The sequence below is a fragment of the Desulfovibrionales bacterium genome, assembly GCA_028715605.1.
Lineage (GTDB): Bacteria > Desulfobacterota > QYQD01 > QYQD01 > QYQD01 > QYQD01.
On sequence record JAQURM010000019.1, the window covers coordinates 1 to 19,542 of the forward strand.

A 19,542-nucleotide genomic window follows, 5' to 3' on the forward strand; every position below is an offset into this window, starting at 1 on the left:
AAGTAATTTTGCCAAAAATCCTTGAGGATTTGTAGCAGTCGTATGCCCAGAATTTATAACCACCGGTAACAGGCTGATTTTATATTCTTTTCATTTTTCGCTTGACAGGAGGATATAGGATTGTCCCGGTGTCCGACGGTGTCCGACCGCAGTGCGGGAAAACCGCTCGCTAGGATCTGGGCGGGGGGGTGTTTGGTAACGGGCATTCCTACCGCGACCCTTTACACCTTGGTAAAAATTATTCAAGAAAAAAATTTAAGGCCAATAAGTGCAATAATTGTCCCGATAATCCATTTCCAGTGTCGAAGCCAAAACCGTACGATAAAATTACAAAATTTAGCGAATAAAGGAGGCTCAAATCTGGCAGGTATTGGTTTTTGCTTCTTAAGATATTTTGGTTGCTGAAGATCGATCATTTCTTGAATAGAATAAGAGACATACTTACCACGCCACCAGATTTTAATTTTCTGTATGATGCTCATTTTTATGTGTAACCCGCAAAGCTCACCGGATCTCACGGAGTACCAGCGGAGTGAAATTCCGGTGCAGAGCCCTCGTTGGAACTGTTTTCATATTGTGTCATCGCCAAGCACAGAGCGGAGTTTCTTCTTTGCTCCCTCAGAATATCCGTCAAGAGGTGTGAGCGAAGGAAAAGAGTCAAACCAGTCATCCTCCTTCCGGCTGCTTACCACGTCTCGGACTTGAACGTGGACCTCGTGTGCATCCTCTTCAGAGTTTCGTATGAATGCTACGATCTGGTGGTAAAAGTCAGGTGTACATTTCTTGACGAGTCCGAACAAGGCCTTCTTTTCAACAACCGGAAAGATGGCTGTTGTCCAATAGTCCTGACCGATTTCAGGTGCCGTACTCACAATATACAGCTTGCGGGAGTGAACATTCCTGATGTTGCTCACGACACCGCCAGGCAGATTGCCAGGCTTGTCCATCATGGTCTCCTTTGCTTTGCCTTAACGGGTTTAATTTTTGAAGTAATAAATTCGTCTATTATTTGAATCACAGCACCACGTCCCTTTTTTGTAATTTCGTTGTTAGCCTCAACTAACCCCTCTTTTATTAGTTGATCGGCGTCTGTTTTTTCTAATGCTAAAAAATCTTTGATAAACCAATCGTTGACGTTTGATTTAAGCATATTAAAATAATCCGTTGTTTTTCTTACTACTTCAGAATCCCACAAAAATTTTTGCAATCTATAATTTGGCGGTGATAAAGCAGGAGCTGATGGTGAATTATCTTTCGTTAAGAAACCTCGTTCAGCTAGAAATTGAAAACGTTTATCTTCCAAGATACCGTCAATAATTTCTCTCACTTCAGCTATTAATGTGTGTTGACTTATTTTCATTTTCTTACCTCTTTAAGGCGGCTCTAACCCCCAAATTTCTACTTGTGGCTGACGCTATGGCGAACTACATGCATGACCGTCGTTTCAAATGGCGCGCGGGTTTGAAGCATATGTGAGCATGCTATTATCAGAAACTTATAAAAAACCTCGCATACCTTCCATCAAGAAATACTGAGATCCTTTATTGTCGAAAAGGAGCACATTTTCTCAACCGTATAGCGAAAAGGGGATCCGCTTGGGTACTCGCCGCCAAAAAGGAAACGGTCGAGGTCGTTGGGTAGCCACTCCGCAATCTTTTCGCCAGGAACAAACCCTGCAAGCTTCATTCTGTAAATCACTATGCCTGACTGAGCAATCGAGAGTATGACCTTCTCTTCCGAATATAGCCCAAAGTGTCGATTATCGACCCTCTTTGTAAGTCACTATCCTTCCCATAATTACCTCTTTTGCATGTATTCGTAGACATGTGTAATTGCCATTTTCGCACCATCAGACACATTTGGTCTAGCAAGGATCGGTTGGATTATCTCTTTCCATACGACTTCTAGAGGTACTGGACCACACATGTCGATCATCAGTCGATCTTTCGCTTTAGTGACTGCTCTGACATCATTCGGGTTTACTACACCAGTCCGACGAATATTTGCATCTGCTCGGTTGGCAATTTCGATAAGCTCTTCCAGAGCCTGAGCAATATGTGTCCGTGATAGTTCTTCCGACTTTCTTTTGAGCCATCCAAACATCATTTATCCTCCTAATGCGGCAGTTGAGCAGCGGGCGCGTTTTTTAGTCCGTCTGCGTCCAGGCGCTTTGTGGGCCGATGGGACATTGTTTCTTACGTTGCATAACTCCATCACCGCCTTTGATCATCTAAAAATCTGGCCGCAAATAAGAGTCAGGTCTTTAATTTTCTCTCCAGCCCTTCCTTCTTGTACGCCCCGGCGCATCTTCGATTGGAGCTTTAACCCGTTGCAAACAGACCCCTACCCTTTTTCTATAAGGGCATATTCCTGCTGTCCACGAATGAATCTATCTATTAAAAGGTTGCGGCTTTTTTTCCGCGAGCATCCGATCCCTGATCTTCTTGGCCTTATCAGGCATGGCATAATAGAAGAACTCCATCTGCGCCTCAAGCCACTTAATCCTTTGAATGGCCGGCCGTTCCCGGTACTCTTTCATCTGCTCCATCGTCTTATAATATAACAGCGGCCGCTTATTCATCGCCCCATTCCTTTTCTATCTTTCTAAGATAATAGACATCGGCGATATCCTGTGGTCTGCCGACCTTCTTGTGAGTGCTTTAACCCATTGGGAATAAGGAACGCGCCCTCCCAGTTTAAAATCCGATCCTCCGTTTCGGCTTCTCCGGTGGAGTCATCAACTGCTTGATGGCCTCAAATACCACTTGAAATTGCTCGTCATATTTCTTTTCTATTTCTTCTACCTTACGCAGCAAATTTTTATGCGAAGATATCATCTGGCGAAGCTGCACAAAGGCCCGCATGATTAATATGTTCACCTCAATGGCCCGTTTACTGTTGAGCACTGATGATAACATGGCCACGCCTTGCTCGGTGAAGGCTATCGGCAGATATTTTGCGTGTTCGCCCCTTTTTAAGGTGCCAAATTGGCGCCTTAAAGCGTCGTACTCTTCTTTAGTGAGTTCAAACATAAAGTCCGGCGGGAATCTATCTATGTTCCTGCGAACGGCGCGCTTCAACTGCTTCGTTTCCACTCCATACAGTTCAGCCAGGTCTCGATCCAGCATGACTTTTTCGCCACGGATAATGATTATCTGGCGCTGAACTACTTCAATAGAAACCGGCGCTTTTTCGTCAGTCATCATTTGCCCCTCTAAATAAAAGCCCATCAGGTCGCAGATGCGCCGAGGCGTGCGAGAATCATTCGGCATTTACCGCTATAGAAATAAAGAAATAAGCGTGTCAGGTCCTTAATCTTGCTTTTATAGCACAAATTTCGCCGTATTGTCATTATATAGTTCCCATCCGGTAGACGACATCAAGGGAAAGGAGTAGGCACAGAAGGAGAATGGCAGGCAGGAATATTAGAAGATGGGCCGGTATTTATCGGCCGGTATGTCCAAAACCGCCGGTATTTCGGGCGCTGGGGTCAAGCTCATCCGCCAGTTCCAGATTGGCCCGGTGGACCCGGCCTAACACCATCTGGGCGATGCGCTCTCCGCGTCTAATGACGAACGGCTTTTTGCCGAAATTAATCAAGGCCACGCAGACTTCTCCCCTGTAGTCCGCATCAATAGTCCCGGGGGCATTTATGATTCCGATCCCGTGTTTGACCGCCAAACCGCTCCGTGGGCGAACCTGGAATTCAAAACCAGGGGGAATTGAAACAGACAGGCCGGTTGGGACAAGATAAACCTCTCCAGGCAAAATGGATATCTCGCTATCCAGTGCGGCGTGAATATCCATACCTGATGCATGCTCCGTCATGTAACGGGGCAACGGTATATCGGCGTCTTTTTCCGGTCTTACGCGCCTTACTTTTATCAGAATGGTATCATCCATGTTTTTTCTCTGAACCTTGACGGCTTCGTAAAAAGTCAATTTCTCGCGCAAAGGCGCAAATACCGCGAAGGGAAAATGAAAATCTGGAAATCAAGTCGTGCCTGAGGTCGTGCCTCATGCAGATTCGCCTGGGCGAACAGATTCGCCGGGGCAGAAAATCAGAAATAGAACAGTATTTTTCTTTATGAGTTCCTGAGTTCCAAATTTTGTTCTTTTTGCGTCCTTGGCGGCTTTGCGTGATATTTTAGGGCCGGAGGTTACAAGGAAAGCATATCTTCTGGAATATCTTTTTCAGAAACAGGCCCCAGGACCGTCAGAGTCAATGTCTCTGATGAAAGATACTCCTGGGCAAGCATGGCGATGTCTTCTCTGGTTACGGCATCTATCTCTGTTATCAGCTCATCATAGGTTATAAAATGGCCGAAGTGTATTTCGTTCTTGGCCAGCCTGGTCATACGGTTATCAGAACTTTCCGCGGCCAATAGCAGGCCGCCCTTCAAATGCTCTTTGGCGCTGGCCAGTTCCGCCTCATCAACAGAGTTTTTCTTGATATTTCGTATCTCACGCAGAATCAGTTCTATGGTCTGGACGGCATTTTTCTTGCTTACCCCGGCATAGATACCCGAAAGACCCGTGTCCATATATGAGGAGATAAAGGAGTAAATGGTATAAGCCAGTCCCCGGCGTTCTCTGATTTCCTGAAAGAGCCGGGAGCTCATACTGCCGCCCAGTATAATATTCAGAAGCATACAGGCGTATCGGCGGCTATCTGTTGCCGAACAGCTTTTTGTCCCTAAAATCAGGTTGACCTGTTCACATTTTTTGGGGTGAACCGCCAGATGGGATTTTACGGCGGGGGTCACACGGTTAGGCACACCGTTCCGGCCAGACACAATGGAAAACGCCCGCCTCACCTGTGACAGAAAGGCATCATGTTCCAGGTTGCCGGCAGCCGCAACCACGATCTTGTCCGGCAAATATGTCTTATGCAAGTACTTATGTATGGTCTGGGAATCTATCTGCGTGACGTTCTGGGCGGTCCCCAGCACAGAGAAGCCAAGGGGGTTGTCACCCCAAAAGAGGCTGCTGAAAAGGTCATGGATATAGTCGTCCGGGGTGTCCTCTACCATGCTGATTTCCTGTAGTATGACCTGTCGCTCCTTCTCTGTTTCCGCCGGATCAAACAGAGAGTTCAAAAAAATATCTGAGAGGAGATCGACGATGACATCCACGTGGGTGTCTAAGACCCGGGCGTGAAAGCAGGTGTTCTCACGGGAGGTGAAGGCATTGGACATGCCGCCGACGGCATCCAACTCTTTGGCTATCTGGAGGGCCGACCTCTTGGCCGTCCCCTTGAAGATCATGTGTTCGATGAAATGAGAAATGCCGTTATTTTCTTTCGCTTCATCGCGCGACCCCACGGTTACCCAGATACCCATGGAAACAGAGCGCACATACGGAATATGTTCCGTAACCACCCTGATTCCATTGTCGAGGATAGTCTTGCGATACACGTCAGTTCATACCTTGCGTTCCATTTTAAGCGACCGGTTTAACGGTCTGTCCCAGGGCGGCCTTGCGGCTCAGCTTGACCTTGCCCTGATTGTCGATTTCTATGACCTTCACCATGACCTCGTCGCCTTCGTGAAGGATATCGGTGACTTTATTTACACGCTGTGTGTCAAGTTGCGAGATATGCACGAGGCCGTCAAGCCCGGGCAGTATCTCCACAAACGCGCCAAAATCCATGATCTTTTTGACCTTGCCCAGGTATAACTCCCCGACCTCCGGTTCACGAACGATATCCTTAATCCATGCAAGGGCGCGTTCCAGAACTTCATCATTAGGAGAAATGATCCGGACACTGCCGTCGTCTTCCACTTCGATTTTAGCCCCGGTTTCACCGGTAATCTGCCTGATCACCTTTCCACCCGGGCCGATTATGTCCCTTATTTTATCCTGGTTGATATGGATGGTGACGATCTTCGGGGCATATATGGACAGGGCCTCACGTGGTTGCCGGATTACCTCGCGCATCTTTCCGAGTATGAAAAGCCGCGCTTCCCTGGCCTGTTCCAGGGCTGTCTTCATGATCTCCCTGGTCAAGCCCTTGATTTTGATATCCATCTGAAGGGCGGTAATTCCCTGGTCGGTGCCCGCCACCTTGAAGTCCATATCTCCGAGGTGGTCTTCGTCTCCAAGGATATCCGTCAGGACGATAATCTCTTCCCCCTCCTTTATCAGCCCCATGGCAATCCCGGCCACCATGGTCTTTATGGGCACACCCGCATCCATAAGAGATAAAGACCCGCCGCAAATCGTGGCCATAGAGGAAGAACCATTTGATTCCAGCACATCAGACACCAGGCGGATGGTATAAGGGAATTCTTCTTGAGTGGGTAAAACTACTGTGATGGCCCTTTCCGCCAGCGCCCCATGACCTATGTCCCGTCGCCCGGGCCCCCGCATCATACGCACTTCGCCCACACAAAAGGGCGGGAAATTGTAGTGCAGCATGAACCGCCTAAAGGTTGTCCCATTCAATGATTCAATACGCTGTTCGTCTTCAGACGTTCCCAGGGTAGTAACCGCCATAATCTGGGTCTCGCCGCGGGTAAAAAGGGCTGAACCATGTGTCCTCGGCAACACGCCGACCTCACAGGAGATAGACCGGATATCTTTAAATCCGCGGCCGTCGATGCGCCTTTTTTCTTTCACGATCATGGCCCGGACGGTCTCTTTCTCCAGGGCATAAAAGAGTTTTTTGATCTCTCCTTCCCGCCCCTCGTGATCCGGCAGAAGCGCCGACGCGACCCTTTGCTCAATGGCCCGCAGCCGCTCTCCGCGTTCCATTTTAGCGCCAACAGTAATAGCCTGGAGAAGATCGTCTCCGGCTATCTCCATAACACGGGCCTTAAGGGCCTCATCCTCCACTACCTCAGGAACCACCCTCTTGGGTTTGCCGACGGCCTCCCTGAGCTCGGCCTGCAACCGCAGGATAGGCTGCAAACCCTCATGCGCAAAAAATATGGCCTCCAGCATTACCTCTTCAGGGACGATCTGGCCGCCGCCTTCGACCATCACAATGGCATCCTTACTTCCCGCTACCACGATGTTGATATCTGAATCCGCCAGTTGGGCGGAGGTAGGATTAAGCAGCAGTTGCCCATTAATCCGCCCGACCCGCACACCGGCTATAGGGCCGGCAAAAGGGATACCGGACATTTCCAGGGCTGCCGAAGCCCCGATCAGAGCCAGTATATCCGGCTCATTTTCTTGATCCACCGAAAGCACGGTAGCAATGATCTGGGTTTCATAGCGATACCCCTTCGGGAAAAGGGGCCTTAAGGGCCGGTCAATGAGCCTTGAAGTAAGCGTCTCCTTCTCGCTGGGACGGCCGATCTCCCGGCGGAAAAAACTCCCGGGAATCCTGCCCGCAGCATACAGCATCTCATGGTAGTCCACAGTGAGGGGTAAAAAATCTATACCCTCCCGCGCCTGGTCGGAACCCACGGCCGTTACCAGCACCACCGTATCCCCATAGGATACAGTAACCGCGCCGCCGGCCTGCTTGGCCACCTTACCGGCTTCAATAGTAAGAACTCTCCCCGAGATCTCGGTTGAAAAGCGTTTCATCATCTTCTCTTATCTCCAAATCATTTATTTCTAAGCTACTTGCGGATGCCCAGCTTAGCTATTACATCGCGGTATCGCTCAACATTTATCTTTCTAAGATAATTGAGCAAGCGTCTTCTCTGGCCCACCAGTTTGAGCAACCCGCGGCGAGAGGCGTGGTCCTTTTTATGGACCTTAAAGTGTTCGGTCAGGTAGCCGATGCGTTCGCTCAAGAGGGCGATTTGCACCTCTGGTGAGCCCGTATCCGTACCATGGAGCTTGAACCGCTCAATGATCCCTTTTTTTTGTTCGATCCCAATCAACGTCTGTACCCCCTTCCCTGTAAAATAATAAGGTTAAATGTAGTTACTATAATCCTTTAAAAACACGAACAGGCTTTAAATCCCCGCTGTTATCACGCCATGTATATATAGCCAGGAGGTCGCCATACCTGGAGAGAATCCTGACCCACGGCCGGCCCGCTTTTCCGCATCCGGAGGCGATCTCTGTCTTTTTCAGAAATAATTCCCGCCCCTGTTGCACCTCCCTGGCCTGGGGTTCATCTACCTCCACCCCGGGCAAATAGCCGAGGGCGTCCGAAACCGGGAGCAGATATTTATCCTCAACGGCTTCAACAGCGACGGCCTGTTCGATGGTGAAAGGGCCGCTGCGCAGCCTCCGTAACTCCTTTAAGTATGCGCCGCAACCGATTCTTTGACCTATATCATGGACCAAGCTCCGCACATAGGTCCCTTTAGAACAAACCACCTTAAAAGACACCTCAGGAGAAGCGGCCTTCTCTACCGTCAGTTCTTTGATGGTAACCTCGCGCGCCTCTTTCTCTATGAAAACTCCCCGTCTGGCCCAGTGATAAAGAGGTTTCCCCTTGAATTTTACCGCCGAAAAAGGCGGGGGAACCTGTTTTACGACCCCGGCAAACTCAGCAAATACCTGCTGCAGTTCACTAAAGGTTATATCGGGCACATCTGAAACGGCCGTGATCTTACCGGTTACATCAAATGTATCGGTAGCTCTCCCTAAAACCAGCACACCCCCATATTCCTTTTCATCTTCAGACAGAAACTGGATAGCCCTGGTGGCCTCATTCACGCAAACAGGCAAGACACCGGTAGCAAAGGGATCCAGTGTCCCGGTGTGCCCGGCCCGTTTAACCCCCAGGGCCTTCTTTACGGTCTGTACCACTCGAAAAGAACTGCAGCCGGCCGGTTTGTCGATTACTATTATCCCTGAGCGATCCATTAGAATCCAACGGCCCTCTTCTCCATAAGATTGCCTATCTCTGATAACAACTCCTGCTTGATAGTCTCCTGGTCGCCGCTTCCCTTGAAACCCGCGGCATTGAAATGACCGCCTCCCCCGAACCTCTCAGCCAGGCGGGCGGCATTAATACCATCGCGTGAACGCAGACTGACGCTGAAGCGGCCGTCTTCTATCTCTTTAATAATAGCGGCCAATTGAACTCCGGCTATAGATCGCGGGTAATTGACAAAGTCTTCTGCGTCCTCAATGGAGGTGCGGGTAGCCCTGAGCATATCTCCGGAGACCGAGATAAGGCCTACCCGTCCTTCATAGTAAGTCTTTAGGGTGGAAAGGGCGGCGCTCAACAAACGTAAACGATTAGCCGAATAATTTTCATAAACCATGGCCAATACCCATGCGGGCTTGACGCCTAAATCTATCATCTCTGCGGCAATACGCATGGTTTGAGAACTGGTCGATGCGTAACGGAAGGACCCGGTATCCGTCAGGATGGCCACATAGATATTTATCGCCATATTATATGAGATATCCGCACCCGTGGCCTTTATCAAATGATAGACCAGCTCGCCGACGGCAGCGCTCTTCGGGTCTATCCAGCATATATCCCCGAAGGCATCACGCCCCAGATGATGATCTATAACTATAACAGGCCTTATTTCTAAAAGCCGGGGAGCTGCACGGCCTATCCGCTTGCTGTCGCCGCAATCCAGCACCAAACAGGCATCAATGGTTGATAAATCCGGAAGCTCATGTGTAATCTTTTCTACCCCGGGCAGGAAATGATACTGGGGCGGGATGGGATCTTCAGTAAAAAGAATCGGCTCTTTTCCCAGATGCTCTAACAAAAAGCCCATAGATAAAAGCGAGCCGACAGCGTCGCCGTCAGGATGAATGTGTGTGGTCAAAAGGAAACGATGACGAGCGGTTATCTCACGCTCTATATCCTCAACTATCGCCATGGTCTTCTTTTATCTCTCCGAGTAATTTATCAATACGCTCGCCATATTCAAAGGAACGGTCGTAATGGAATTCTATGTCCGGGACATGGCGAAGCTCAAGCCGGGAACCGAGGGATTTTTTAATAAATCCCGTGGCGCTTTTCAATCCGTCCACAGCCTTTTGGCGTTGTTTCTCATCTCCCATGACGCTGAAATAGATCCTGGCCATACTAAGATCGTCGCTTACATCTACCCCGGTGATCGTTACCAGACTAATACGCGGATCTTTAATCTTTCTTAAAATAATGTCAGATACCTCTGTCTGAATAAACTCGCCGAGTCTATCCGCTCTTTTATATGAAAGTTTCATAGTATTATCTTTAGTAAATGCTAACTCATGTAAATGAGGGCTAATGTCCATCACTTTTTTGGAAAGACTAAAGATTTATAATCTCTATCTTTATCTCCAGTACCTCGGCCAAGCCCAGGGACTCAATAAAATCCGCTATCTTATCTAAAGCGCTGTTGACCACTCTGCGGTCATTGCCCACGGCCGCTATACCTAATTGCGCCCTCTGCCATAAATCATGGCCGTCCACTTCACCGATGGAGACGTTAAACTTGTCGCGCACCCGGGCTATAATGCTCTTGATTACCTTCCGTTTGCCCTTTAAAGAGCCGTTCTCCGGCAAGTGCAAATCCAGCCGACAGATACCGATTACCATCCCCGTGTGCCGCTGTCGCTCCGAAATCAAAGAGTCGGCCTTACCTCTTTGAGTACATAGGCTTCTATCACGTCGCCGACCTTAACGTCATTGTAGTTTTCCAGACCGATGCCGCACTCATAGCTGGACTGGACTTCCTTTACATCTTCTTTGAACCGCCGCAGAGAAGCGAAGCGCCCGTTGTAGATAACCACGCCATCCCGAATGAGCCGGGCCTTGGCTCCTCTCTCGATCTTGCCCTCTGTAATAAAGCTGCCGCATATTGTGCCTATTTTGGAAACAGCGAATATTTGTCTAACCTCGGCCCGCCCCAATACCTTCTCTTCATAACTAGGTTCAAGGAGGCCGCTCATGGCGTTGCGGACATCGTCTATAATCTGATAAATAACGTCGTAGGTGCGCATATCCACTTTTTCCTGCTCGGCCAGGTCCTGCACCCTGGAATGGGGGCGGACATTAAACCCAATGACGATAGCATCAGATGCCGAGGCCAGGAGTACGTCGCTTTCGGTTATAGCGCCGGTAGAACCATGGATAACATTAACCCTGATCGCCGGGGTGCTCAATTTTGTGAGCGCATCGCTCAATGCCTCGAGAGAACCCTGCACATCGGCCTTAAGGACAAGCTTTAATTCCTTAACCTCACCCTCTTTCATCTTTTCGAACAATTTTTCCAGCGATATCTTGGTTACCTGGCTCAGCTCTACCTCTCTCAGCTTTTGCCGCCGGAAGGCGCTTACCTGTTTGGCCTTTTTCTCATCTTCCACCACGATAAATTCGTCTCCCGCCATAGGGATTCCGGATAAACCTTGCACCAGAATAGGCATGGACGGGCCGGCCGCAACCACCCGGATTCCATTGTCATCAAACATAGCCCGGACCTTGCCGAAAAACTGCCCGCAGACAAATGGATCGCCCTGCTTTAGCGTTCCTTTCTGTATCAGGACTGTGGCTACCGGACCGCGCCCCTTATCGATCTTGGCCTCTATAATCCTGCCTCTGGCCGATCTTTTAGGAGAGGCCTTCAATTCCAATATCTCTGCCTGCAGCAGAATTAACTCCAATAATTCCTTTATCCCTTTTTTCTGTTTGGCCGAGACTTCAGCAAATATAGCCTGTCCCCCCCAATCCTCGGGAAGCAGGCCCAACTCAGCCAGTTCACGTTTTACCCGGTCGGGATTGGCCTCAGGCTTATCAATCTTGTTTATAGCCACTATTATAGGAACTTCAGCCGCCCGGGCATGGTTTACAGCTTCTTTCGTCTGCTCCATAACGCCGTCATCTGCCGCCACTACTAAAACCACTACATCTGTGACCTTGGCGCCCCGCGCGCGCATAGCGGTAAACGCCTCATGCCCTGGTGTATCCAGAAAAACAATATCCCGGCCGTCGATGTTGACGTGATAGGCGCCGATATGTTGTGTTATACCCCCGGCCTCACCGGCCGTAACATTTGTATGGCGGATGGCATCGAGCAGAGAGGTTTTACCATGATCGACATGGCCCATAATGGTGACCACCGGAGGCCTGGCCGCGAGATCGCCTTCTGATACATCCTTAACTTGCAGCAAATCAGTCTCTTCAAACGCCGCCTTCTCTATCTCATAGCCGAATTCAGCGCCCACCAGCGCTGCGGCGTCAAAGTCGATGACCTGATTGATGGTTACCATGACGCCGAGCTGCATAAGCTTCTTAATAACCTCATTCCCTTTAATACCCATCCGCTTGGCCAGCTCACCGACCAGGATGGTATCATCAACCTTAATACGCCGTTTGATGGCCTTGGGAATGGTGACTTCGGTCGTCTGTTTCTTCTTTGCGGCAAATCTCTCCGATTTCCTGGACCGCAGCCTCCCTTCGCCGCCTGCGCGGTCATAAAGCTGGCTTTTCTCGATGATTTCCCGGCGCCGCAACACACTTTTTTTACGCTGTTCAATATGTTCCGGCACAACTTCAACCAGTTTTTTACCCTGCTTCTTTCTTGCGCCCTCTTTCGGCGCCGGTTCCGGCCTTACCGCTTCAGTAACCGCCCCGGCAACCGGTTTGACCGGTGGCTTTTTCACAACCGGAGCAGGCTTAGCTGTTTCCCGGATCGGTTCCCTTTTTCCTTGTTCTTCGGGTTTGGCTGGTTTTACTACATCCGGCCTGTGAATGATCCGCGCGTACTCTTTTTTTGGTCTCTGCGTCGGCGCAGGCGCCTCCTGAACAGGCTCAGCAGAGACTGGCGGCGGCTCCTCTTCTTCCCCGGCAGCTTCTTGTTCCTCTGCCCCAACCTTTTCTACAGGAGACCGGGGCAAGGTTTCATCTGCCGCTTCCGGCGGCGCCTCGGCCGCTGTCTTTTGTTCCGGCTCAGGTTCAGTCTGTACCACTTTGGTGCGCCTACGAATAACATTCGGCCGTACGCGCTCATCTACCACTACCTCCGCCCGAACTCCTGTAATTATATCTTTTATCCTTTGGACATCGCCCTCTTCTAAAACGCTCATATGGCTTTTGACGTCATATCCCATCTCTTTAACTTGTGCCAGGAGTTGCTTGTTATCCATTTGCAGTTCCTTGGCCAACTCGTAAATTCTTATTTTTGACATGCGGTCATCACCTCCACACGAGCGCATAAACTCCCCAAATTAACGCCCTTAACCGGATTTTTAAAAATCCTGGAAAGGTCTCTCCTCTTTAACGCCAGGGCCATACACTGGTCATTAAAACAAACATAGCCCCCTCTGCCGGGCAGTCGTTGTTTTTCATCAAAAAGAAATACCCCTTTATCGTCGAGAACTATTCGCCGCATCAGACGTTTATTTTTCTTGATGCGGCATCCTATGCACGTTCGTATACAATGAGCAGACAATAATTATTACTCCCCTTCTTCCTCTTTTAAAACCGCCTCTTCGGCAGGATGCGCCGAAGCATATTCCCGGGCAGCCCGGATGATTTCTTGCGCCTGTTGTTCGGTCATGCCTTCCAATTGAAGAAGCTCTTCTACAGTGACATTTGAAAGTTCATCGACTGAGGTAACGCCCCTTTCAAAGAGGGCGTCAGCGATGCCTTCTCCTACCCCTTGAATCTTAATTAATGACTGATATCCTTCGTGCATCATCTTTGCGTACTTGCTCTCGCCTTTTACATCAATTTTCCACCCTACCAGGCGGGCGGCCAGGCGTACGTTCTGCCCCTGCTTACCGATAGCCAGTGAAAGCTGATCATCTGCGACAACAACCTCCATGGATTTGTTGCTCTCATCCATAATCACACGCGTAACCTCGGCCGGCGACAGGGCATTACATACATATTTTGCTATGTCTGCATTCCATGGAACAATATCAATCCGTTCCCCCTTCAACTCCTGCACCACATTCTGTACCCGCGAACCCCTCATACCAACGCATGCCCCTACCGGATCAACGTCGGAATCATTAGAAACCACGGCGATCTTTGATCTGCTGCCCGGCTCACGGGCCACACCCATAATCTGCACTATAGACTCGCTGATCTCAGGGACTTCCATCTCAAAAAGTCTGGACAAAAATAAAGGATGGGTGCGCGAAAGAACAACCTGCGGCTCCTTGGCGCTATGTTTGCGAACATCTATTATTACGGTCCTTACGCGATCGCCACGGCGATAATTCTCGCGGCTTATCTGTTCTTCAACCGGCAATACGGCGTCCGTACGGCCAAGATTGATAATGACGTTCCCCTTCTCAAAACGTTGTACAATTCCGTTCACTATCTCACCCTTGCGGTTTCTGAAATCGTCATAAATAACATCCTGCTCGGCGTCTTTCATCCTCTGAATAATGACCTGTTTGGCAGCCTGAGCAGCTATACGGCCAAACCCGCTGGTGTCCATCTTCGTCCCCAGGCTGTCGCCGATTTGACACCCCGCATCCAGCTTTCGTCCTTCCTCAAGAAATATCTGAGTCTGTTCGTCCGTTACCTTCTCCACCACCTCACGGAATTGAAAAACCTCCATCTCGCCCAGTTCTTCATTGAAACTGACCTCCAGATCACGGCGTTGTCCGTACTTTTTCTTGGCCGCAGACTTGATAGCCTCTTCCAGGGCTTCAATAAGTATGGCCCGATTAATGCCCTTGTCTTTACTTATCTGGTCAATAACATGTTTCAGTTCGGAAATCATACCCATGTGCTCCTAATCAGAATTCCCACTCTAAATTCGCCCTTGCTACTTCTTTATAAGGTATGGCAAACAACTCCTGGTCTATGCGCACATAAATAGTGCCATCCTTATAATCCGACAAGATACCGACAAAATTCTTGCGATCACCGATCGGGTGGGCGGTTTTTATTCTAATTTTTTTACCCCTGAACCGAAGAAGATCTTTTTCTTTCTTAAGAGGCCTGTTCAGGCCTGGAGACGAAATCTCTAAATGATAAGAATGGGGCACCGGATCTTTCACGTCCAGCAGATTTCCCAATTCACGACTTATGGTAGTACAGTCATCCAGGGTAATCCCCTGCTCCTTGTCTACAAACAGCCTCAAGACCCATCCCATCTGTTCCTTGCGATACTCAATATCCACTAATTCCATGCCTTCCGCATCGAGAAGGGGTTCGGCTATGGCCGTAACCTCCTCTATAATCCTCTTTACTTTCTCCGGCGATACAATCATGGCTCAAAAATAAAAAAAGCGGGCATATAGCCCACTTCGCTCTTTCACCCAGTGACTTTAAACTGATTTTCTTACTAAAAATTGTCGGTAAAAAATATCAATTCAAATCCACTAATCGAAGTAGGCACTCAACCCTTATTACTCCGGGCTAAAGCAACCTCAATAAGGGATGGAGCGGGCAACGGGATTCGAACCCGCGACACCAAGCTTGGGAAGCTTGTACTCTACCAACTGAGCTATGCCCGCTTTGCCATGCATTAATAAGGCATAAGTGGCCATCTGTCAAGGGTTTTAATATTTGGTGTCAAGACTAACTATGAGAGGGTTGACGCAAAATTCAGTGGGTTCGGTGGGCACGATAAAACTGTGCCCACCCTACAAAGCTACGTTACTGATTTCATTTAATCCATGAACGGATGTCAGCAAAAAACTTGTATGCGGGAATTATGTGAATAACAGAGGCCCCCTCTTTTATCTCCCCCTCATCTTCGTAGGTAACGATCAATCCATTCTTTATATTCGTTTCTTCCATTGCCCTCTGTAGCGCCCTCACCTCACGATTTCTTACCCTGCCTTCGCCTATTTCCTTTGTAACCTGAATCAATCCTGTCGTTTTCTTCCCCTCCCGACAGATAAAATCTACCTCCAGCCGATTCTCTGTCTGGTAATAAAAAACATCTTGCCCCTGCCTCATTAATTCCAGAAAAACCATATTTTCAAGAAGCTGGCCCACCTTCTCAGAAAATCTGAAGGAAATAGAAGACGCCATTCCGGTATCAATGGTGTAAATCTTTTTAGGGCTTTTAATCTGCTTCTTTACAGAAAAAGAAAATGTATCCACAGTAAACAGCAGGTAGGCATCAGAGAAGTATCTGAGATATTCCTTAATGGTCTTATCAGAGAGATCAAAAAGTTTCGAAAGGGTGTTATACGAATACAGGGCAGATATATTGGAAATAAGATAAAAAAAGAGTGTATCAAGGTCGCCTATCTTCTTTATCTTGAACCTCGGCGCGATATCCTGATAGAGGATGTTCCTCGCGTATGTGGAAAGGATTTCTCTGGCCGCTCCCTTTTCTCCCACAAAGGCTATTTCAGGAAATCCCCCGTATTGTAAATACTCGTCCCAAAGACTTTTTATCTTATGCCGCTTCCGCAGCAACAGGATATTATCCGAGATATCCGATCCATTAGCCCGGAGAAATTCCTTGAAAGAAAATGGATAGACCTCTAAGGGAATTGTCCTGCCGGACAGAAGGGTTATCAATTCTGATGATAATAATCTTGAATTTGAACCAGTAATAACGAATTTAATATTTTTCTGTTCATAATGCGCCTTCACAAACACCTGCCATTCATTGAAGTACTGAATCTCATCCAGGAAGCAATAAATCTGCCCTTGTGGAGATGTGAGCTTTAGGTAATCCTCATATATCCGTTCAAGGTTTATTACCTTGTCTTTATACTGGCTGAAATATGGGGTCTCAAGATTTAAAAAAAGGATGTTTTTAGGATTGATGGCCTTGTCTTTTAAAAGGTGATTTATGAGCTGCTTGAGAAGTGTGCTTTTACCGCCCCGTCTTACGCCTACAATGGAGACGATATGGGGTAAGTCAATGTAACTTTTAAGTTTATCCAGGATGTCTCTTTTTATTCCTTCTTCATAGAACCTACCAGTCCAGTGCGGATTTTGATCAACGATAACGTCTTCAAACATATCAACTCCGAATAAATTGTTATTTGTTCGGAGTATAATACGAGTTAATGCCCAGTGTCAATATGTTTATCCCTCCGGGTCCCGTAGGGTGGGCATTGCCCACCGTCTTTGTCGTCCTTCATTCTCCAGCGACATCGATTGGAATCTCCACCGGTGTCGCACCCCAGTGGTTTCGGTGGGCACGATAAAGCTGTGCCCACCCTACTTTACTGAAGAAGTTCTCCGGCCTTGCGAATAATATCCTGCTCTCCCGGATAGGTAGCTTTCTTCAGCGCTTCTTCTATGGGAAACCAGCGAACCTCATCTACTTCGTGGTCGTGCCGGGCTGTGTCTCCACCGGTCAGCTTCATGAGAAAAAAATAGACTATTTTAAAGTAATGAGTGGTCCTGCCCTCTTCTTTGTGGGAGTACCAATAATGAATGGAGTCGATTTTTTTGATTATATTGCCGGTAAGGCCGGTCTCTTCCTCTACCTCACGGTGGGCGGTGCGGGCCAAGTTTTCGCCTTCCTCCACCAGCCCCTTGGGCAGTCCCCAGACTATGCCGCCCCTGGTAGCGATAAGCGCTATCTCTATCCGTCCGCCGGATTCACGAAAGAGCACTCCCCCGGCTGAAATCTGTTTTACGGTCTCTCTTTTTGATTCTTTATGTTGATCCGGCATCGCTAACTGATATAATATATAAATATAGTGGTCTCGGTGGGCACGATAATGCTGTGCCCACCCTACGGGGCTAACTGTATAAATATATCAGCCGTAAATAAACCTCCGCCTGGGCGGATTAATATCTTATAGAATATTTTTCTCTGAAAATCAGCGAAAATCTGCGTTTCAATCTGGAGGAAAACAAAGATGTCCCTAGCTTCTATAAAGACAGGCGTGGTGGCTGACAATAGATACATGGAGCACGACCCCGGTTCCTATCACGTGGAAAGCCCGGAGCGCCTGCGGGCCATCTATGAACTCTTTGCAGAACCGGATTTTAAAGATAAATTTGTTAAGGTCGAACCACGACAGGCCGGCCACGAAGAACTTTCCTGGAACCACAGCAAAGGACATATCAAACGTATAGCCGCCACGGCCGGCAAGGCGGTTTCCCACCTGGACCCCGATACCCGTACTTCTGAGACATCATACGATGTGGCCCTTCTGGCCGTGGGAGGCGTCTTTTCCCTTATCGATGCCCTTTTTGATAAAAAGATCGCCAATGGTTTTGCCCTGGTGCGGCCTCCTGGCCATCATGCCGAGGCAGACCAGGCCATGGGTTTTTGCCTGTTTAACAATATAGCCCTGGGCGCGCATTATCTTATCAACCGCTATGGGATAAAGAGGATATTAATTGTAGATTGGGATATCCACCATGGTAATGGAACACAGCATTCCTTTTATGACCGCCCGGACGTGCTCTATTTTTCCACCCATCAATTTCCTTACTATCCGGGCACGGGAAATTTCTCTGAGGCCGGTTCAGGCGCGGGTGAGGGTTATACGATGAACATACCCCTTCCGGGCGGTCAGGATGAAGGCGAGTATATGGCTATCTTTCAGAATATCCTGCGGCCGGTGGCCCTGGAATATAAGCCGGATATAGTGCTGGTCTCGGCCGGATTTGATATTTACTACAAGGACCCCCTCGGGACCATGCAGGTTACAGAAAAAGGTTTTGCCGGACTTACCCGGATACTCATGGACATTGCCGGGACCTGCTGCGGGGGACGTCTTCTCCTGGTCCTGGAAGGCGGATATAACGTGACGGGGCAGAAGGAGTCAGTTCGGGCCGTGTTAAATGAACTTTCCGGGACAGACATCCTGGGCCAGGATTTTGCGCCTCCGGGCGAAGACCGGTCCTCTGTGATTATCAAGCGGGCCAAGGAGGTGCATAAGAAACACTGGGCTTGCCTCAGATAAAAATCGACCATAATAAGGATGATTATACTCGGAGGAGGTGTCCAATGACGACCAGATGCTTTTCCAAAAGAGCCAAGCCTGACAAGGGGCTTTAATCTTGTCAAAAATAGAACCCCCAAGATGGTGGTTTTAAAAACCAATAGGGAAAAAGAGGACTACCATTGGGCTGGCTGTACTTATGGATATTCTCTTCCAGTACAAGAAAAGCAGAAGAATTGAAGTGGGCCTGCATGGGCTTAGCCCGGAATGCCTAGCAGTAGCAAACGATCTTGGGCTTGAAAGGGTTATAAAGAGCTAACAGCCGCAAAAACGCCGGGTATATTACGCGACGTTCATCTCGCCATAACTAAAGGCGGGGAGTATTTTTTAAGGTCACATTAAAAATGGAGCGTTACGACCAGCGGCTGATAAAGGAAGTTTTGTGGAAGCTATTATCTAACCCGGCAACCGGCTTCCCACGGCGGCTTAGTCCGAAAATTCCGTGCAAGGCCTTATCCGTATCGCACCCTCGTTGATCTACAAATGCTGACTGGCTGTCGTAAAACATACAGCACGCCAGCTGCAAGCATTCTGGTCGCAGTATGCTGTGGCTGAACCAAAACAATCAAAATTGCCCTCGGTAAGTTGAACCGTCTTAATAAGGTCGGAGAGGGTAAGCCGTTCCATAGGGATATTAAACGCTTTTGCCTTCTTTATGGCTTCATTCCTGATCCTGGCTATTCCGGGAGCCTCTCTCTTACTTGCTGGAGCTTTAGCCGCTTGAGCCTTTACTGCTGTCTCTTTCGCAGTCTTTCCTGTCATTGTTTATCCTCCTTATTTTGATAG

The 19,542-nt window shown here is 48.7% G+C and carries 21 protein-coding genes and 1 tRNA gene; 1 reads left to right on the forward strand and 21 read right to left on the reverse strand.

What is annotated here, in order from left to right; translation table 11 throughout:
* Positions 1-569: 569 nt before the first annotated feature.
* The 20 genes from PHT49_11715 to PHT49_11810 form a co-directional block, all read right to left on the reverse strand.
* Positions 570-950, reverse strand: a complete 381-nt coding sequence (locus PHT49_11715) for a hypothetical protein (protein MDD5452552.1) — start codon at positions 948-950, stop codon at positions 570-572.
* A complete protein-coding gene (locus PHT49_11720; protein MDD5452553.1) occupies positions 947-1,360 on the reverse strand; it encodes a hypothetical protein in 414 nt (137 codons plus the stop codon). The genes PHT49_11715 and PHT49_11720 overlap by 4 nt, the downstream gene beginning before the upstream one ends.
* A 437-nt stretch (positions 1,361-1,797) precedes the next feature.
* Complete coding sequence (locus PHT49_11725) at positions 1,798-2,103, reverse strand: hypothetical protein (GenBank protein MDD5452554.1); 306 nt, start codon at positions 2,101-2,103, stop codon at positions 1,798-1,800.
* 286 nt (positions 2,104-2,389) lie between these two features.
* Positions 2,390-2,581 (reverse strand): hypothetical protein, encoded by a 192-nt coding sequence (locus tag PHT49_11730; protein ID MDD5452555.1) that lies wholly within the window; start codon positions 2,579-2,581, stop codon positions 2,390-2,392.
* 115 nt (positions 2,582-2,696) lie between these two features.
* A complete protein-coding gene (locus tag PHT49_11735; GenBank protein ID MDD5452556.1) occupies positions 2,697-3,203 on the reverse strand; it encodes an ORF6N domain-containing protein in 507 nt (168 codons plus the stop codon).
* Positions 3,204-3,444: 241 nt separating this feature from the next.
* A complete protein-coding gene (dut, locus tag PHT49_11740) occupies positions 3,445-3,903 on the reverse strand; it encodes a dUTP diphosphatase (GenBank protein ID MDD5452557.1) in 459 nt (152 codons plus the stop codon).
* A 257-nt stretch (positions 3,904-4,160) separates the two neighbouring features.
* The gene (locus PHT49_11745; GenBank protein ID MDD5452558.1) at positions 4,161-5,417 is read right to left on the reverse strand and encodes a pitrilysin family protein; all 1,257 of its coding nucleotides are present in this window, start codon (positions 5,415-5,417) and stop codon (positions 4,161-4,163) included.
* 25 nt (positions 5,418-5,442) lie between these two features.
* Positions 5,443-7,542, reverse strand: a complete 2,100-nt coding sequence (pnp, locus tag PHT49_11750) for a polyribonucleotide nucleotidyltransferase (GenBank protein ID MDD5452559.1) — start codon at positions 7,540-7,542, stop codon at positions 5,443-5,445.
* A 32-nt stretch (positions 7,543-7,574) separates the two neighbouring features.
* Entirely contained in the window at positions 7,575-7,841 is a 267-nt protein-coding gene (gene rpsO, locus PHT49_11755) for a 30S ribosomal protein S15 (protein ID MDD5452560.1), read from the reverse strand.
* A gap of 46 nt (positions 7,842-7,887) precedes the next feature.
* Entirely contained in the window at positions 7,888-8,778 is an 891-nt protein-coding gene (truB, locus tag PHT49_11760; protein ID MDD5452561.1) for a tRNA pseudouridine(55) synthase TruB, read from the reverse strand.
* The gene (locus PHT49_11765; GenBank protein MDD5452562.1) at positions 8,778-9,758 is read right to left on the reverse strand and encodes a bifunctional oligoribonuclease/PAP phosphatase NrnA; all 981 of its coding nucleotides are present in this window, start codon (positions 9,756-9,758) and stop codon (positions 8,778-8,780) included. Before PHT49_11765 ends, truB begins: the two co-directional genes overlap by 1 nt.
* Complete coding sequence (gene rbfA / locus PHT49_11770; GenBank protein ID MDD5452563.1) at positions 9,745-10,107, reverse strand: 30S ribosome-binding factor RbfA; 363 nt, start codon at positions 10,105-10,107, stop codon at positions 9,745-9,747. Before rbfA ends, PHT49_11765 begins: the two co-directional genes overlap by 14 nt.
* A gap of 67 nt (positions 10,108-10,174) precedes the next feature.
* Complete coding sequence (locus tag PHT49_11775; protein ID MDD5452564.1) at positions 10,175-10,462, reverse strand: DUF503 domain-containing protein; 288 nt, start codon at positions 10,460-10,462, stop codon at positions 10,175-10,177.
* A 26-nt stretch (positions 10,463-10,488) separates the two neighbouring features.
* Positions 10,489-13,050 carry a translation initiation factor IF-2 gene (gene infB, locus PHT49_11780; GenBank protein ID MDD5452565.1) on the reverse strand — a complete coding sequence of 854 codons (2,562 nt, stop codon included), beginning with the start codon at positions 13,048-13,050 and terminating at the stop codon, positions 10,489-10,491.
* Positions 13,038-13,313, reverse strand: coding sequence for a YlxR family protein (locus tag PHT49_11785; GenBank protein ID MDD5452566.1), 276 nt, complete (start codon positions 13,311-13,313; stop codon positions 13,038-13,040). The genes infB and PHT49_11785 overlap by 13 nt, the downstream gene beginning before the upstream one ends.
* 6 nt (positions 13,314-13,319) lie before the next feature.
* A complete protein-coding gene (gene nusA, locus PHT49_11790) occupies positions 13,320-14,600 on the reverse strand; it encodes a transcription termination factor NusA (GenBank protein MDD5452567.1) in 1,281 nt (426 codons plus the stop codon).
* Between the two features lie 16 nt (positions 14,601-14,616).
* Entirely contained in the window at positions 14,617-15,093 is a 477-nt protein-coding gene (locus tag PHT49_11795; protein ID MDD5452568.1) for a ribosome maturation factor RimP, read from the reverse strand.
* A gap of 170 nt (positions 15,094-15,263) precedes the next feature.
* Positions 15,264-15,339, reverse strand: a tRNA-Gly gene (locus tag PHT49_11800).
* Positions 15,340-15,490: 151 nt separating this feature from the next.
* Positions 15,491-16,810 (reverse strand): ATP-binding protein, encoded by a 1,320-nt coding sequence (locus PHT49_11805; protein MDD5452569.1) that lies wholly within the window; start codon positions 16,808-16,810, stop codon positions 15,491-15,493.
* Positions 16,811-17,016: 206 nt separating this feature from the next.
* On the reverse strand, positions 17,017-17,472 hold the full coding sequence (locus PHT49_11810; protein ID MDD5452570.1) for an NUDIX hydrolase: 456 nt from the start codon (positions 17,470-17,472) through the stop codon (positions 17,017-17,019).
* 189 nt (positions 17,473-17,661) lie between these two features.
* Here PHT49_11810 and PHT49_11815 point away from each other — a divergent pair, with 189 nt between their 5' ends.
* On the forward strand, positions 17,662-18,717 hold the full coding sequence (locus PHT49_11815) for a histone deacetylase (GenBank protein MDD5452571.1): 1,056 nt from the start codon (positions 17,662-17,664) through the stop codon (positions 18,715-18,717).
* A 516-nt stretch (positions 18,718-19,233) separates the two neighbouring features.
* Here PHT49_11815 and PHT49_11820 read toward each other — a convergent pair.
* Positions 19,234-19,518 (reverse strand): hypothetical protein, encoded by a 285-nt coding sequence (locus PHT49_11820; GenBank protein MDD5452572.1) that lies wholly within the window; start codon positions 19,516-19,518, stop codon positions 19,234-19,236.
* Between the last annotated feature and the right edge of the window lie 24 nt (positions 19,519-19,542).

Bases quoted from the DNA above. Each gene is read 5' to 3' on its own strand.
- PHT49_11715 (MDD5452552.1), bottom strand. From the start codon at position 950: ATGATGGACAAGCCTGGCAATCTGCCTGGCGGTGTCGTGAGCAACATC.
- PHT49_11815 (MDD5452571.1), top strand. From the start codon at position 17,662: ATGTCCCTAGCTTCTATAAAGACAGGCGTGGTGGCTGACAATAGATAC.
- PHT49_11725 (MDD5452554.1), bottom strand. From the start codon at position 2,103: ATGTTTGGATGGCTCAAAAGAAAGTCGGAAGAACTATCACGGACACAT.
- truB (MDD5452561.1), bottom strand. From the start codon at position 8,778: ATGGATCGCTCAGGGATAATAGTAATCGACAAACCGGCCGGCTGCAGT.
- PHT49_11735 (MDD5452556.1), bottom strand. From the start codon at position 3,203: ATGACTGACGAAAAAGCGCCGGTTTCTATTGAAGTAGTTCAGCGCCAG.
- PHT49_11805 (MDD5452569.1), bottom strand. From the start codon at position 16,810: ATGTTTGAAGACGTTATCGTTGATCAAAATCCGCACTGGACTGGTAGG.
- PHT49_11730 (MDD5452555.1), bottom strand. From the start codon at position 2,581: ATGAATAAGCGGCCGCTGTTATATTATAAGACGATGGAGCAGATGAAA.
- pnp (MDD5452559.1), bottom strand. From the start codon at position 7,542: ATGATGAAACGCTTTTCAACCGAGATCTCGGGGAGAGTTCTTACTATT.
- PHT49_11820 (MDD5452572.1), bottom strand. From the start codon at position 19,518: ATGACAGGAAAGACTGCGAAAGAGACAGCAGTAAAGGCTCAAGCGGCT.
- PHT49_11795 (MDD5452568.1), bottom strand. From the start codon at position 15,093: ATGATTGTATCGCCGGAGAAAGTAAAGAGGATTATAGAGGAGGTTACG.
- PHT49_11720 (MDD5452553.1), bottom strand. From the start codon at position 1,360: ATGAAAATAAGTCAACACACATTAATAGCTGAAGTGAGAGAAATTATT.
- dut (MDD5452557.1), bottom strand. From the start codon at position 3,903: ATGGATGATACCATTCTGATAAAAGTAAGGCGCGTAAGACCGGAAAAA.
- nusA (MDD5452567.1), bottom strand. From the start codon at position 14,600: ATGATTTCCGAACTGAAACATGTTATTGACCAGATAAGTAAAGACAAG.
- PHT49_11810 (MDD5452570.1), bottom strand. From the start codon at position 17,472: ATGCCGGATCAACATAAAGAATCAAAAAGAGAGACCGTAAAACAGATT.
- infB (MDD5452565.1), bottom strand. From the start codon at position 13,050: ATGTCAAAAATAAGAATTTACGAGTTGGCCAAGGAACTGCAAATGGAT.
- rbfA (MDD5452563.1), bottom strand. From the start codon at position 10,107: ATGAAACTTTCATATAAAAGAGCGGATAGACTCGGCGAGTTTATTCAG.
- PHT49_11765 (MDD5452562.1), bottom strand. From the start codon at position 9,758: ATGGCGATAGTTGAGGATATAGAGCGTGAGATAACCGCTCGTCATCGT.
- PHT49_11775 (MDD5452564.1), bottom strand. From the start codon at position 10,462: ATGGTAATCGGTATCTGTCGGCTGGATTTGCACTTGCCGGAGAACGGC.